The organism is Sedimentitalea sp. (assembly GCF_039973035.1).
Lineage (GTDB): Bacteria > Pseudomonadota > Alphaproteobacteria > Rhodobacterales > Rhodobacteraceae > Sedimentitalea.
In genome coordinates this window covers 86835-100100 of the sequence record NZ_JBDWLR010000077.1, presented here as the reverse complement: position 1 = coordinate 100100, position 13266 = coordinate 86835, and the positions used below count along the sequence as shown (strand labels likewise).

Genomic DNA, 13266 nt, shown 5'->3' with positions numbered 1-13266 from the left:
GGCGATGTGTGACCCGTCCAAGCCATAATCTCGCGCTCCGACGCCCCGGCCTTCGCCAACCGTGTGGCGCAAGCGTTTCGCAACCCGTGGGACGTGCAGTCGGGCAGCTTGGCGGCGTTGCACCATTTGCGCATGGCGTTGGCATGAATCTCAGGTTATCGAGATACACGATATTGTAAGTCAGCGAGAACTTGGTTCCGGCGTTTCCGCGATTTCCATGGAGGGGACGCGTCGCGCGTTTGATGGGCTTTCCTAGCGCGACTCGGGAATGTCAGCCTATTGCGGGAAAATCGTTTTCCAGTCGGACTTCATGTCGATCAGAAGCCAGTTGTTTTCTTTGGCCGCGTCGAGACCCTTGTCGAGTTTTCCGAAATGCGAGTCCCTGTCATAGGCATACTCGCGAACGCCATCGGTGTGATGCACGAAGGCGCCAAGGCGCGGCCCATCGGCGCCGATGGTTGTGTACTGCAACATCTCGAAATCGCCATCGGAATTGCCGAAGGCAGCGAGCGGACGCCGACCGATGTGGGAATTGATGCCCACTGGTTTGCCGGCCTTGTCGTCAATGAAATCGATCTTTTCGGTGCGCATCAGGGCCGGTTTGCCCTCGATCATCTTGAACTCAGTTGTGATTGAGGAGCCAACGACCTGCTGGGGAGGGATGTCGTAGATCTGCTCGGTCCAGGGGCGCATGAACTCGATGCCGCCGCCGGATACGACAAAGGTCTCGAAATCGTTGTCCTGCAGGTAGTCGATCAGTTCCAGCATCGGTTGGTAGACCAGTTCGGTATAAGGCCTGTCGAATCTTGGGTGCTTCGCGGTTGCCAGCCATTGCGTGGTGATCTGTTCAAACTCTTCGGTGCTCATGCCCGAATGGGTTGCCGCGACGATCTCAAGCAGTCCCTTTTCGCCAGACTCGCCAAGCGTCTTCATGTCGCCCTCAAGGACAGCCTGAAACGGCTGAGTGTTTTTCCACTCGGGATGGCTGTCGGCCATGGCCTTCACCCGGTCGAAGGCAAAGGCGAGCTGGGTGTACATCGGTTGCTCGACCCAGAGTGTTCCGTCGTTGTCGAAGGTGGCGATGCGCGCATCTTCTTCGACGTAGGTCTCGCTGCCCTCGGACGTTACGCTCTCGACGAAGGTGATGATCGCCGTCTTGGTGTTGCCGTCGTTCCAAGAGGGCAGCGGATCGTCATCAGCCAGTGCGGGAAGGGCCAGGGCAAGAGCAACGGCAAGGCCGGGGACAAGAGGTTTCATATGGTTATCGCCTTTGGGCTTTTGGTCAGTTAGCGGACAGGAAAGGGCGGACCCCGTGGGATCCGCCGAGTTGATGTTTGGTTTCAGTTGCCGGTTGGCATGCCGATGCTGACACCATCCTTTGCCAGTTCATCGCGAACGTGCTTGAACCGCTGGTACGCGCTCAGCGTGACAGGACCGGTATAGGTCTCGCTTTGCAGTTTACGCGGCGGATAATCGACATAGGTCTTCATGATTTTCTGCATCGATTCATTCGCCGGGACCATGGCCCAGGTGCTTTCGGTGAAGGTGGTCATAAAGATGTCGTAGCGTTCTTGCGGATCGGCCAGCAGGTCAAAAACCTGAGGTACGGTTGCAACGTATTTCTCGGCGCCTTTCCATCCAAGGTTGGTGTCGACCGAAAGGCCACCGGTGGCCGCGCCATTGTCGCCGCGCAAATTGAACACGTATTTGAAGTTGCCAACACGGACGGCACCCGGAGTAAGCTCGTTCTCGGTGAAGTAGAACCATTCGTTGCGGTCCGATTTGCCTTTGCCCGTCCAGACGGGGGTCATGTCGTGACTGTCAAAGGTCATCGGCTCACCCGCGCGATCTTTCTCGGGAAGATCCTGACCAGCCAGCGCCGCAAAGGTCGCCATGAGGTCGAGGCCGCCAAGGATATCGTCACTCTTGGAGCCTGGTGCTACGTTACCGGGCCAGCGGACCATTGACGGAACGCGGCTGCCGCCTTCGCGGTCGGTGCCCTTGGTGCTGCGGAACGGTGTGTAACCGGAATCTGGGTAGACATCCTGCCACGCGCCGTTGTCGACGGTGTAGAAGACAACGGTGTTGTCCTTGAAGCCAAGCTCGTCGAGCTTGTTCACGACATTGCCGACGCGAGTATCGAGCTCAACCACCGCATCTGCATAATCGGACTTGGAGATGGATTTGCCCTCAAAATCCGGGTGCGGTAGGTTTGGCTGGTGGTTCTTCATGAAGTTGACGTTGATGAAGAACGGTGTGTCGGGGTCTTTGGCAGCATCTTCGAGGAACTCAAACGCGGCCTTTTCGACATAGGCATCAAGATATTTGATCCCGACCTTGCCCTCTTCGGGCGTGTCGGCGTCTCCGATCACCTTGAAGTCTTCTTTTGCTTCCTCACCGGCGTTGCCAGACAGCGATCCCTTGGTGATCTTGGCAAACTCGGCGCGCAACTCGTCGCTCATGTTCTTGTGCCAGGCCGGATCGGGATAGGTGTAGGCATTCAGGTGATAGAGAAACGCGTTCTTCATCACGTCGTAACCCTGGGCATTGGGCAGCGCATAGTCTGACTCTCCCAAATGCCACTTGCCGGTGAAATAGGTTTTGTAACCCGCTTCTTTGAGCACCGAAGCGATCGTCCATTCCGCCTCGGGCAAACCGCCGCCCTGACCCTGAAAGGCCACGGTGGTCATGCCAGAGCGGTTGGGGTTACGTCCGGTCTGAATTGCGGCGCGGCCAGGGGTGCACGAGGGTTGACCGTAAAAGTTGGTGAAAAACATGCCTTCGGACGCCAGCTTGTCGAAATGTGGTGTCTGCATGCCGCGTGCTTCGCCACCGAGATATGGCCCAAGGTCGCCCCAACCCGTGTCGTCCGAGACGATCAGCAGGATGTTGGGCTTTGCCTCGTCCTGCGCCCGGGCTTCGAAAGCCCCGAGGCTGCAAATCGTAGCAGCAACGCCGAACGCCAGCGCCCTTCCTGCCCCGATTGGTCCGTTTCCGGTGTGTTTCATCTGTATATCTCCTAGATGTGTCTGGTGTCGATTCCCCGTCAAAGCGGAGAAAATCAGGTGTTCAGACCCTGTTCGATCTCTGCCTCGAGTTCACAAACGAGTCTTTCGTAATCTGCGATTCTGTTCGAATCTGCAGGGTCTACCCCGCGCCATCGATCAAGCGCGGTCCACGCTTCCTCGTAGTCGGAAAGGATCTGGGAAAAGTTCGGGTTAAGGGCGCAGCGCTTTTGAAGTTCAAGCATGTGATCCGGCCAGCGCTTTGCGAAGATCGACCAGGATTGCATGTTGATCTCCCACTGAAGTTGCCGCTCCTTGGCCTTGGCGCATCTCAAATCGTGTGTGGTGAAGAGCCTGCTAAAACCATAGGCGTTTAGCCGCGCGTGGGGGAGTGACGAACATGTTCGTACCCCCTGTTTTCATGGCCCAACCCGTGCCGTTTTGCTGTTTCAACCAGAGGCTGGATCGATATATAAGCCCGTTAGAAAAGGCTGAAACTTGAACGCCAATCGGCGTGAGGCAAACACCGCAAAAGATGGAAAACCCAGTCGATACACCGAATCATCAAGCGGGTGCGAACCCCTCGCATGATGAGATCCGACTGGAGCTGAAGCGGATTCTTTCGCATCCCAACTTTGGTGGGAGCGAGAGGCGGCGTGACTTTCTTCGGTTCGTCGTTGAAGAGGCTCTGGCCGGTCGCGCTCGGGCTCTCAAGGGGTTCACCATCGCGCTCGCTGTTTTTGGGCGCGACGAAAGCTTTGACTCCAAGACCGATCCGGTTGTTCGGTTGGAAGCGCGACGCCTGCGGCAGGATCTCGATAGCTATTACGTCGGACCGGGTGCTGCGGACCCGGTTCGCATAAACATCCCAAAAGGGGGGTACGGACCCCACTTTGAGGCCCGAAACCCAGTTCCGGAACCGGACGTCGATGATGGTGCGGACCTAGATCCAACTCCCCCACCAGCGGGCGTGTCCGAAAGGCGACCGATTCTGACGATTGTCGCCGTTGGTTTCGTCGTTTTAATCGCCGCCCTTGGCGGGGTCTGGTTGGGGTCGCGCGACGATAATGGCGCGCTGACGACATCTGAGACAGACAGTCTTCCACGGGTCGCAATTCTGCCGTTCGAAGCGCTCGACGATTCCCAAACCACGCGGACACTGACTTTGGGGCTGAGTTCAGAGCTTATTCTGAACCTTCGGGGCTTTGACAACCTGCGCCTGTTCGCGCCTTTCGCGGCCCGGGACCTCAAAGATAAGCTGGCGTTTTATAGCAACGACGGGATACCGACCTACGTCGTGCACGGTGCCGTACACACCGAAAGCGATCAGGTTTCGGCCAGCGTGCAACTTTTGTCGGGGGACACAGACGAGTTGGTCTGGGGCGCCTCTTATGATTTGGAACTCGCGCCAGATGCGATTATGGCCCTGCGCGATACCGTATCGGCCGAAATCGCGGCAGTCATTGGGCAGCCCTATGGACCGCTGACCAACGACATCAGGGCACGCGGCGGTGCGCACCCGGCGAGCCTTGATAGTTACCTGTGCGTGCTGCAGGCCTATGCATATCGACGAAGTTTCGCGGAGGCCGAGTTCGACTCTGTGCGACATTGTCTTGAGGCATCTGTAACGCAAAACCCAGAATATGCCGACGCATGGGCCATGCTCGGATGGCTTCATCTTGACGCGGTACGCCACGGGTTCGTCTCATCAGAGCAGATCGAAGCCGAGAGCAAAGCGGCACTGGATGCGGCAGAGCACGCCCACGCTCTTGCGCCAGAAAACACCTTGGCGTTGAAGGCGCTGTCCTCGATCCATCACTATGCCGGGAATTACGAAGATGCGGAGCGGTTTGGCCGAATGGCGCTTGATCTGAACCCGCATGATCCGGACACGCTCGCACAGGTTGGCTGGCGCTTGTCGGCACGGGGAAACTATGACGAGGGCGGCCCCCTCATGGAGCGGGCGATCCAACGCACAGTCGATCCGCCAGGTTGGTATTATCATCTCCCATCGCTCCAGAGTTTTATGCAGGGTGACTACGAACGCGCGCTCAATGAGGCAGAAATCGCGGCAGCGAAGGGAACCGAATTCGCTTGGTTTCTCGTTGCGATCAACGCGGCGGCGTTGGGGCAAACGGATAAGGCTGCGATGGCGTTGGAAGCGCTCGCAACCCGCCCGAGGATTGCCATGGATCCGGAAGGCTTTATGAGGCGACACGGAGCGAGTGATGCGATTATCTCGAAAACGATGAGTGAATATCGTGAAGCACAGGATCTTGTTTCTGGTCGCAATAGTCCGGGCGCGACCATCAATCACTGAACCACCAAGCGTTCCAAATTTCGTTTATTCCGAAGGCAAAGCTCGGACCCGCCGCATCAATACTGCGCGCCTGATCGCGGGCACTTTAACGCGTTGACGGTTCAGATGCCGGACAGACCTGCGTTTGTATTCAGCAGGTATTGCGAGAAGATCGGCGTGCTGGCCGCACCGATGCCACGGGCGTTGCGGCCGATGCTTCCGGCTTCGATCGTCGGCTCGATCAATCCGCGCTTGTCCTGATTGACCAGGTATCGCCGGGTTCTTTCCGCCAGTTCGTCACGAACGTAAGGCGGGAAAGCACCATCTATCAGAACAGCCTGAAAATCGATGACCGAGCAGATCGACAGCGACGCCTTGGCCAGTTCTTGCGCTGTCTGCCCGATCCACGGCTCGACATAGCGATCAAGACCGCTCCAATCCTGAGGGTACTGCCATATCACCGAGGGATCGATGCCAACCTCGACCAACCGCGCCTCGAGCAGATGCAGCGAGGCGACGTCGATCAGCATCTGCGCCTCGCCCAGCGGGCCAGTGCTGCGCATGGAGCCCAGGGCACCGGCATTGCCCATATTGCCCTGTAGCACCGTGCCGTTCAGGACGACGCCGCCGCCGATGTAAGAGCCGATGAAGAAATAGGCATAGTCGCGGAACTGGTTGCCGCGCCCGTAAAGCTGTTCGGCGTGGCAGGCGGCAGTAGATTCGTTGACCACATAGACAGGAAGATCACAGAATGCGCCGACCTCGGCTTCGAAATCTATATCTTTCCACGATCGGAACTTTTCGGCTTCTATTTGGACGAGGTCATGCCATTTCCAAAGTTCGAAAGGTGTGCCGATGCCGATGCCGCAGACACGGTCCTGCAGAGCGGCGGGTATGTGCCCCAGAAGCTGGTCGATGCCGTCGCGCAACAGGCCAAACACGGCTTCAGGCATTGGATAATCATAGGTTTCATGGATCTGGGCGCGTACCGCGCCGGTCAGATCAAGCAGCAGCAGATCCGCGCTCCTTCGCCCAATCTTCAGACCGATGGAAAACACCCCGTCGGGATTCAGCTCCAGCGGGATCGAAGGCTTGCCGATCTTCCCCCGGACAGGTTCGCCGCGGCGCACCAGCTCTTCGGTCTCCAGCTTGCGCAAGATCGTGGACACCGTCGGTTTTGAGAGCCCGGTGCGTCGCGCGAGGTCCGCCGCAGGCACGGCGCGGTCGAACTGCAAGATCGACAGGATCAGCCGTTCGTTATGATTTCGCAGGCCGCTTTGGTTCACGCCCGCGCTTGTCTCGTTTCTGATTACGCCGTCCATGGTCCTGACCATAGAATCCTCCAACATGAAAGGAAATGTACCGCAGAACATTTAGTAAGTAAAGTTTACAAACAAATTGACAGGCGGGGTGGAATCAGTGTTTGTACAGCCTGACTGCAGAGGAAGCCTTTGCAGAACTTGTGCGGGAGGGAGCCCGCAAAAGCACACTGGAATTGATATCCTGGGAGGATACCATGAAGAAACTTATGACCATTTCCGCTTTGGTCCTGACCGCTTCAGCAGGAGCGGTGCTTGCCGAATCCCATTCGATCAGCGCGTGCCTGATCACCAAGACAGACACCAACCCGTTCTTCGTCAAAATGAAAGAAGGCGCGACGGCGGCGGCTGAGGAAAAAGGCATAGAACTGTCGAGCTTTGCCGGGAAATATGATGGCGATGTTGAAACCCAGGTCGCCGCTGTCGAAACCTGCATCGCATCGGGAGCAAAGGGCATTCTGATCACGCCGACCGACAGCCGCGCGCTGGTGCCTGCCATCAGCCAGGCGCGCGAAAACGGCGCTGTGGTCATCGCGCTCGACACCCAGTTCGAGCCCGCGGATGCCGCCGACGCGACCTTTGCCACCGACAACTTCAAGGCCGGTGAATTGATTGGCGAATGGGCCCGCGGCAAGATGGGTGACGATGCCGAAAACGCCAAGATCGCCTTGCTCGATTTGAACGCATCGGAAGTTTCGGTCGACTATCAGCGCAACAACGGCTTTCTTCAGGGCTTTGGCATCGACATCGGCGATCCGACCGACATCGGAGACGAAGACGATCCGCGCATCGTCGGCAACGACGTGACTGACGGCTCGTCCGACGGTGGCCGGACTGCGATGGAGAACCTGCTGCAGGTGGATCAAGACATCAACCTTGTCTACACGATCAACGAACCTGCTGCGGCCGGTGCTTATGAAGCGCTGAAATCCTTCGGCAAAGAAGAGGGCGTGATCATCGTCTCCGTCGACGGCGGTTGCCCCGGCGTGCGCGACGTGGCCGACGGCGTGATCGGTGCGACCTCAATGCAGTTCCCGTTGTTGATGGCGTCCAAGGGCATCGAAGCAATCGTGAGCTTTGCCGAAACGGGCGAAAAACCGCAAAACAGCGAAGGGTTGGACTTTACCAACACCGGCGTTGAGCTGGTGACGGACGATCCGGTCGAGGGCATCACGTCGATCACCTCCGAGGAAGCTATGGAAAAGTGCTGGGGTTGATCCCGGCTTGACCATCCGGCGGGGCGTTTGCATGCCCCGCTACCCCCTAGCTCCCCATTGCAAATTTTGACCGAATCGCACGCCGCAACTATGCTTGTCGGCACAGGAGAGACTTATGTCTGAACCAAACACACCCCCGAAGAAAGGCCAGGATTTCGAACAGGTCCTGGACGGTAGCGCCAGCGAGGTCGCCGCCTTTGATGTACAGCACAATACGATGCTGAAACGCATTCAGCATCTGCTTCACAACAACCCCACGCTCGTTCCGGTGATCGTTCTGCTCATCAGCTTGATCGCCTTTGGGCTGGTTGCGGGCGGAAAGTTCTTCTCGGCCTTCAACCTTAGCCTGATCCTGCAGCAGGTATCGATCATCGGCATCCTTGCCGCCGCGCAGTCGCTCATCATCCTGACCGCCGGCATTGACCTTTCGGTCGCCGCAATCATGGTGCTCATGTCCGTGGTTATGGGCAATCTGGCGGTGTTTGCCGGTGTGCCGTCGTTCTTTGCGATCATCATCGGCCTCTTCGGCGGTGTCGGCGCCGGCCTGATGAATGGCTGGTTCATCACCCGGATCAAGCTACCACCCTTCATCACTACGCTGGGCACATGGTCGATCTTTTACGCACTGCTGCTTTGGCTTTCGGGCGCGCAATCCATCCGCGGCCAGGACATTGACGCCGAAGCACCGTTCCTGAAGTTCTTTGGCGCCTCGTTTGACATCGCAGGCGCAAGGATCACGCTCAGCTCGGTGCTGATGATCGTGGTCTTTGTCGCGCTCTGGTACATGCTGAACAAGACCGCATGGGGTCGGCACGTCTATGCGATCGGCGACGACAAAGAAGCCGCTGACCTTTCGGGTATCCGCACCGACCGCACGCTTTTGTCGGTCTACGGGCTCTCGGGCTTTATCTGCGCACTGGCGGGCTGGGCCTCCATCGGCCGGGTCGGGTCAATCTCGCCACAGTCGTTCTATGAGGGCAACCTAGATTCGATCACCGCTGTCGTCATCGGGGGCATCTCCCTTTTTGGTGGACGTGGCTCAATCCTCGGTGCTCTCTTTGGCGCGCTCATCGTAGGGGTCTTCCGCTCGGGTCTGCGTCTGTCGGGCGTTGACGTGCTCTGGCAGGTGTTTGCCATCGGTTGGCTCATCATCATCGCAGTCGCTATCGACCAATGGATCAGAAGGGTTTCGGCATAATGGAACAGCCAGTTGTACAAGCCCGCGGTATCGTGAAGCGCTATGGCCACGTCACCGCGATCGACCACTCCGACTTTGAGCTCCGCCCTGGCGAGGTTCTGGCAGTCATCGGCGACAACGGCGCTGGCAAATCCTCGATCGTCAAGGCGATCTGCGGTGCCACCATCCCCGACGAAGGCGAAATCCTGATCGAGGGCAAGCCTGTCCACTTCACCTCGCCCATCGAGGCGCGCGACATGGGGATCGAGATTGTCTATCAGAACCTCGCCCTGTCTCCGGCGCTGTCGATTTCCGACAACATGTTCACCGGTCGCGAGATTCGCAAGGAAGGCTGGCAGGGCAAGTACCTGCGCATGCTCGACAATGCGGCGATGGAGAAGTTCGCCCGCGACAAGCTGACCGAACTGGGGCTGATGACGGTGCAGTCGATCAAGCAGCCGGTCGAAACGCTCTCGGGCGGTCAGCGCCAGGGCGTCGCAGTAGCGCGTGCGGCGGCCTTTGCCACCAAGTTCATTATCATGGATGAACCGACGGCGGCCTTGGGAGTCAAGGAAAGCCGCAAGGTGCTGGAACTAATTCAGGATGTGCGGGCACGCGGCATTCCGATCATCCTGATCAGCCACAACATGCCGCATGTCTTCGAAGTGGCCGACCGCATCCACATCCACCGACTGGGCAAGCGGCTCTGCACCATCGACCCCAAGGACTATACCATGTCCGACGCGGTCGCCTTTATGACCGGCGCGAAACAACCGCCCGAGAAGGACGCCGCTTGAGGTTAAATCAAACGCGCTGCCGAGTTTTCCGGCGGCGCGATGCGGTACAGGAGCGGCCACGGGAGGTTTGGCCTGCGAAATCCTTAGGACTGCCTTCGCCTTGAGCTTCGCAGAACGGCGTTTTGCTCTCGTCATTTCGGGTAAGCCGCTAAAACTCAGGTGCTGATCTTAATGCCTGCGACCATCTCTTAGCGAGATGGGCAGCTAGGGCACCCTTGTTCGGATGTATCCGTGATAGATGGAGAATCGCTCATCTCGCCGAGAGCGGGTCGACACCGGGTTGGTGTCGACCGACATGTTCGGGTTGGTCTAGAGGCACCCGGCTAATGTTGTGGCAATGTTGCGGATGAGTTGCGGGTAGAGTGTCGAGCCGGGTTCAAGATCCACACCGATTGGGTCGATCACGGCGGTGTTTGCCTCGGTCCCGCCAAGGACGGTGGTCACAAGGCCTTGATTGAACTGAGGCTCGGCCAGCACGCAATCAATGCCTTCGTTCTGAACACGGTCCTGAATTTCCGCGATCCGCGCCGGGCTTGGGTCCGCTGCGTCACTGAGCGAGATGGCCCCTGACGCGGGGAAATCAAAATCCGTTTCAAAATACTGGAAGGCATCATGGAAGGTAATGAAGCTGCGATTTCGGACGGGTTCCAGGATTGTGTTTACTTCGGCAGTCAGTGCGGCCAACTCTTCACGCGCCGCTGCCGCATTGGCGAAATAGGTGCCCGCATTGTCGGGGTCTGCAGACGACAGTTCGGCCGCAATCAGGTTGAGCCAGACCGCCGCATTTGTAGGTGAGAGCCAGGCATGTGCGTCATGCGCACCATGGCCGTGATCGTGATGCGCGTGGTCTTCGTGATCGTCGTGGCCCTCGTGGTCGTGCTCCGCATGATCATGTTCACCTTCGTGATCGCCCTCGTCTTCGGCATGTTCGTGTCCGTGATCCTCGTGACCATGATCGTGTTCTTCGAACAAGGCTCCTTCACGCAATTCGAGAAAATTCGTGCCTTCTGCCTCTAGCAGAGTGAGGTGCCCGGCATTTCCAGCCAGCGTTTCAACCGCATCTTCCATCCACGGCGCGAGATCTGCACCCATCCAGACTACGATATCCGCGTTTTGCAGTGCCGCAGCTTCTGAGGGGCGCAGGCTGTATTCATGAGGCGACGCACCGGGGGGCAGGATCAGGTCTGGCGTACCGACCCCGTCCATGACACGGGCCACAAGCGAATGCACCGGCGCAATATCGGCAACCACGTTCGGCACGTCTGCCATGGTCGTTCCGGCCATCAGTGTGGCCACAACGGAGAGTGAAGCAAGCTTTCTGGACATTGGAACCTTCATGTGATTTTATAACATGACGAGCCGCATATATGATATGGAATAACATGACAAGCAAGGCTGATGGCATATCTGCTGAAACCGCATCTTTGATCGGGTTCGAAAAGCACGACCACGATGCGTGCGTCGCAGAAGGGCTGGCCGCCGTCGAAGCCCGTTGCGCCGCAGAAGGACTGCGCCTGACGCCTGTTCGCCGGAAGGTTCTAGAGTTCCTCTTGCAGGAACATCGCGCACTTGGCGCTTATGCGATCCTCGATCTCTTGCGGGACGAAGGGTTTGGTTCGCAGCCGCCCGTTGCCTATCGTGCTCTCGATTTTTTGGCGGAACATGGCTTTGTCCACAAGATCGAGCGCTTGAATGCATTCGTGGCCTGCTCTCATCCCGGAGAAACCCATTCACCGGCCTTCATGATTTGTCGCCTTTGCGATGCTGTCGCCGAAGCCCAGTCTATGCCGGCGAAAGGTGCGCTCGGCACTGCGGCGCGCGCCGCTGGATTTCATATCGAGAAGACGGTGGTGGAAGCGGAAGGGGTCTGCCCCTCCTGTGCGGACAAGGCCAACGCATGAGCCTGATTTCAGTGAAGAACCTCAGCGTCGCCTACGGCGCCCACACAGTGTTGCACAACGTGGCGCTGGTGCTTGAGCCGGGTGAGATCGTGACCATCGTAGGCCCTAACGGCTCCGGCAAGACTAGCCTTTTGCGGGCCATCATCGGCGCGAGCGAACCCACCAGCGGAACGATCACTCTGAAGCCCGGCCTGAAGATTGGATATGTGCCGCAAAAGCTTCATATCGACCCGACTCTGCCCATCACGGTTGAGCGCTTTATGCGGCTGACTGATCGGGTGCCACGCGAGGCTTGCCGGTCGGCACTGGAGGCTGCAGGCGTGCCAGATCTGCTGCATCGGCAAATGTCGCAGCTGTCCGGGGGACAGTTTCAACGGGTTCTGCTGGCGCGAGCCCTGATTAACCACCCGGACGTTCTGTTGCTGGATGAGGCAACGCAAGGGTTGGACCAACCCGGTTCGGCCGCGTTCTACCGACAGATCGAAGACGTTCGGCGCGACACCGGATGCGCCGTCTTGATGATCAGCCATGAGTTGCACGTGGTGATGAGCGCCTCTGACCGGGTGATTTGTCTGAACGGTCATGTGTGTTGCGAGGGGGCTCCGGCGGTGGTGGCCTCGGCGCCAGAATACCGGGCGCTGTTTGGGACAGGTACCGGGGGTGCCCTTGCGCTCTATCGACACGATCATGACCACGATCACGATCATCACCACGACCATAGCCACAAGGCGGCAGAGTAATGCTTGACGATTTCATGACCCGTGCCACGCTTGCCGGGGTTGGCGTGGCCTTTGCCGCCGCGCCTCTGGGGTGCTTTGTGGTTTGGCGGCGGATGGCCTATTTCGGGGACGCGACGGCGCATGCGGCCATCTTGGGGATCGCATTGGCGCTTGCGCTCCAGATTTCCGTCTTTGCGGGTGCTACGATTGTCGCTCTGATCATGGCCTTGGCGGTGACACATCTGGCCGGGCGCGGATATGCGATGGATACGTTGTTGGGGGTGCTTGCCCATTCCTCGCTCGCCTTTGGACTGGTTGCGGTTTCGTTCCTTTCGGGCGTTCGGATCGATCTTATGGCCTATCTGTTCGGCGACATTCTTGCCGTGTCGCGTACCGATTTGATGGTGATCTGGGCCGGAGCTGCCCTGGTGGTCGCGCTGATTGTCTGGCGATGGTCAGCTCTGCTGACGTCGACATTGAACGAAGAGTTGGCCTATGCGAGCGGGCTTGATCCGAAGCGCGAACAGCTGATCCTCACCCTGTCGCTGGCGATCACTGTTGCCGTTGCAATCAAGGTGGTCGGCGTGCTTCTCATCGCGGCGATGCTGATCATTCCCGCCGCCGCAGCCCGTGGCCTTGCCCGCACGCCCGAGGCGATGGCGGGGATCGCGGCGGCGATCGGAGCGATTTCTGCGGTCGCTGGTCTGCGAGGCGCCTATATTTTCGATACGCCTGCAGGGCCGTCCATCGTTTGTGTCGCGGCTCTTCTTTTTGCCGGGCTGAACCTCTTGGGCTGGCGCAGTCAAAACGGTGCCTGAGACGATCTGAGCTG

The 13266-nt window shown here is 58.5% G+C and carries 13 protein-coding genes; 7 read left to right on the top strand and 6 right to left on the bottom strand.

Translation table 11 applies throughout. The features are described 5' to 3' along the window. From ABJO75_RS18490 to ABJO75_RS18475, 4 genes are all read right to left on the bottom strand, one after another. The coding region (locus ABJO75_RS18490) for a tyrosine-type recombinase/integrase (RefSeq protein WP_348133961.1) at nucleotides 1-134 on the bottom strand (134 nt) is incomplete at its 3' end. 142 nt (nucleotides 135-276) lie between these two features. Then, entirely contained in the window at nucleotides 277-1257 is a 981-nt protein-coding gene (locus ABJO75_RS18485; protein WP_348133355.1) for an HAD family hydrolase, read from the bottom strand. Nucleotides 1258-1340: 83 nt separating this feature from the next. Then, complete coding sequence (locus tag ABJO75_RS18480) at nucleotides 1341-3008, bottom strand: arylsulfatase (protein WP_348133357.1); 1668 nt, start codon at nucleotides 3006-3008, stop codon at nucleotides 1341-1343. A 53-nt stretch (nucleotides 3009-3061) separates the two neighbouring features. Continuing rightward, nucleotides 3062-3292: a hypothetical protein gene (locus tag ABJO75_RS18475; RefSeq protein ID WP_348133360.1), complete on the bottom strand. Its 231-nt coding sequence runs from the start codon at nucleotides 3290-3292 to the stop codon at nucleotides 3062-3064. 248 nt (nucleotides 3293-3540) lie between these two features. Here ABJO75_RS18475 and ABJO75_RS18470 point away from each other — a divergent pair, with 248 nt between their 5' ends. After that, nucleotides 3541-5325, top strand: coding sequence for a hypothetical protein (locus tag ABJO75_RS18470; protein ID WP_348133363.1), 1785 nt, complete (start codon nucleotides 3541-3543; stop codon nucleotides 5323-5325). 101 nt (nucleotides 5326-5426) lie between these two features. Here the strand turns inward: ABJO75_RS18470 and ABJO75_RS18465 are convergent, their stop codons facing one another. Next, nucleotides 5427-6638, bottom strand: a complete 1212-nt coding sequence (locus ABJO75_RS18465; RefSeq protein WP_348133365.1) for an ROK family transcriptional regulator — start codon at nucleotides 6636-6638, stop codon at nucleotides 5427-5429. 182 nt (nucleotides 6639-6820) lie between these two features. On the opposite strand from ABJO75_RS18465, the gene ABJO75_RS18460 reads away from it, so the two are divergent. From ABJO75_RS18460 to ABJO75_RS18450, 3 genes are all read left to right on the top strand, one after another. Continuing rightward, nucleotides 6821-7840, top strand: a complete 1020-nt coding sequence (locus ABJO75_RS18460; RefSeq protein ID WP_348133368.1) for a substrate-binding domain-containing protein — start codon at nucleotides 6821-6823, stop codon at nucleotides 7838-7840. Between the two features lie 115 nt (nucleotides 7841-7955). Further along, nucleotides 7956-9038 (top strand): ABC transporter permease, encoded by a 1083-nt coding sequence (locus tag ABJO75_RS18455; protein ID WP_348133371.1) that lies wholly within the window; start codon nucleotides 7956-7958, stop codon nucleotides 9036-9038. Further along, nucleotides 9014-9814 carry an ATP-binding cassette domain-containing protein gene (locus tag ABJO75_RS18450; protein WP_348133374.1) on the top strand — a complete coding sequence of 267 codons (801 nt, stop codon included), beginning with the start codon at nucleotides 9014-9016 and terminating at the stop codon, nucleotides 9812-9814. The genes ABJO75_RS18455 and ABJO75_RS18450 overlap by 25 nt, the downstream gene beginning before the upstream one ends. Nucleotides 9815-10123: 309 nt before the next feature. On the opposite strand, the gene ABJO75_RS18445 is transcribed toward ABJO75_RS18450, so the two are convergent. Then, on the bottom strand, nucleotides 10124-11140 hold the full coding sequence (locus ABJO75_RS18445; RefSeq protein ID WP_348133377.1) for a zinc ABC transporter substrate-binding protein: 1017 nt from the start codon (nucleotides 11138-11140) through the stop codon (nucleotides 10124-10126). A gap of 56 nt (nucleotides 11141-11196) precedes the next feature. On the opposite strand from ABJO75_RS18445, the gene ABJO75_RS18440 reads away from it, so the two are divergent. The 3 genes from ABJO75_RS18440 to ABJO75_RS18430 are packed head-to-tail and all read left to right on the top strand — an operon-like array spanning nucleotide 11197 to nucleotide 13252. Then, a complete protein-coding gene (locus ABJO75_RS18440) occupies nucleotides 11197-11715 on the top strand; it encodes a transcriptional repressor (protein ID WP_348133380.1) in 519 nt (172 codons plus the stop codon). Beyond that, nucleotides 11712-12455 carry a metal ABC transporter ATP-binding protein gene (locus ABJO75_RS18435; protein WP_348133383.1) on the top strand — a complete coding sequence of 248 codons (744 nt, stop codon included), beginning with the start codon at nucleotides 11712-11714 and terminating at the stop codon, nucleotides 12453-12455. The genes ABJO75_RS18440 and ABJO75_RS18435 overlap by 4 nt, the downstream gene beginning before the upstream one ends. Then, nucleotides 12455-13252 carry a metal ABC transporter permease gene (locus tag ABJO75_RS18430; protein ID WP_348133386.1) on the top strand — a complete coding sequence of 266 codons (798 nt, stop codon included), beginning with the start codon at nucleotides 12455-12457 and terminating at the stop codon, nucleotides 13250-13252. Before ABJO75_RS18435 ends, ABJO75_RS18430 begins: the two co-directional genes overlap by 1 nt. Nucleotides 13253-13266: the final 14 nt, after the last annotated feature.

Excerpts from the sequence above, each read along its gene's own strand:
- ABJO75_RS18445 (WP_348133377.1), bottom strand. The coding sequence starts at position 11,140 with ATGTCCAGAAAGCTTGCTTCACTCTCCGTTGTGGCCACACTGATGGCC.
- ABJO75_RS18450 (WP_348133374.1), top strand. The coding sequence starts at position 9,014 with ATGGATCAGAAGGGTTTCGGCATAATGGAACAGCCAGTTGTACAAGCC.
- ABJO75_RS18485 (WP_348133355.1), bottom strand. The coding sequence starts at position 1,257 with ATGAAACCTCTTGTCCCCGGCCTTGCCGTTGCTCTTGCCCTGGCCCTT.
- ABJO75_RS18470 (WP_348133363.1), top strand. The coding sequence starts at position 3,541 with ATGGAAAACCCAGTCGATACACCGAATCATCAAGCGGGTGCGAACCCC.
- ABJO75_RS18440 (WP_348133380.1), top strand. The coding sequence starts at position 11,197 with ATGACAAGCAAGGCTGATGGCATATCTGCTGAAACCGCATCTTTGATC.
- ABJO75_RS18455 (WP_348133371.1), top strand. The coding sequence starts at position 7,956 with ATGTCTGAACCAAACACACCCCCGAAGAAAGGCCAGGATTTCGAACAG.
- ABJO75_RS18460 (WP_348133368.1), top strand. The coding sequence starts at position 6,821 with ATGAAGAAACTTATGACCATTTCCGCTTTGGTCCTGACCGCTTCAGCA.
- ABJO75_RS18430 (WP_348133386.1), top strand. The coding sequence starts at position 12,455 with ATGCTTGACGATTTCATGACCCGTGCCACGCTTGCCGGGGTTGGCGTG.
- ABJO75_RS18465 (WP_348133365.1), bottom strand. The coding sequence starts at position 6,638 with ATGGTCAGGACCATGGACGGCGTAATCAGAAACGAGACAAGCGCGGGC.
- ABJO75_RS18480 (WP_348133357.1), bottom strand. The coding sequence starts at position 3,008 with ATGAAACACACCGGAAACGGACCAATCGGGGCAGGAAGGGCGCTGGCG.
- ABJO75_RS18435 (WP_348133383.1), top strand. The coding sequence starts at position 11,712 with ATGAGCCTGATTTCAGTGAAGAACCTCAGCGTCGCCTACGGCGCCCAC.
- ABJO75_RS18475 (WP_348133360.1), bottom strand. The coding sequence starts at position 3,292 with ATGCAATCCTGGTCGATCTTCGCAAAGCGCTGGCCGGATCACATGCTT.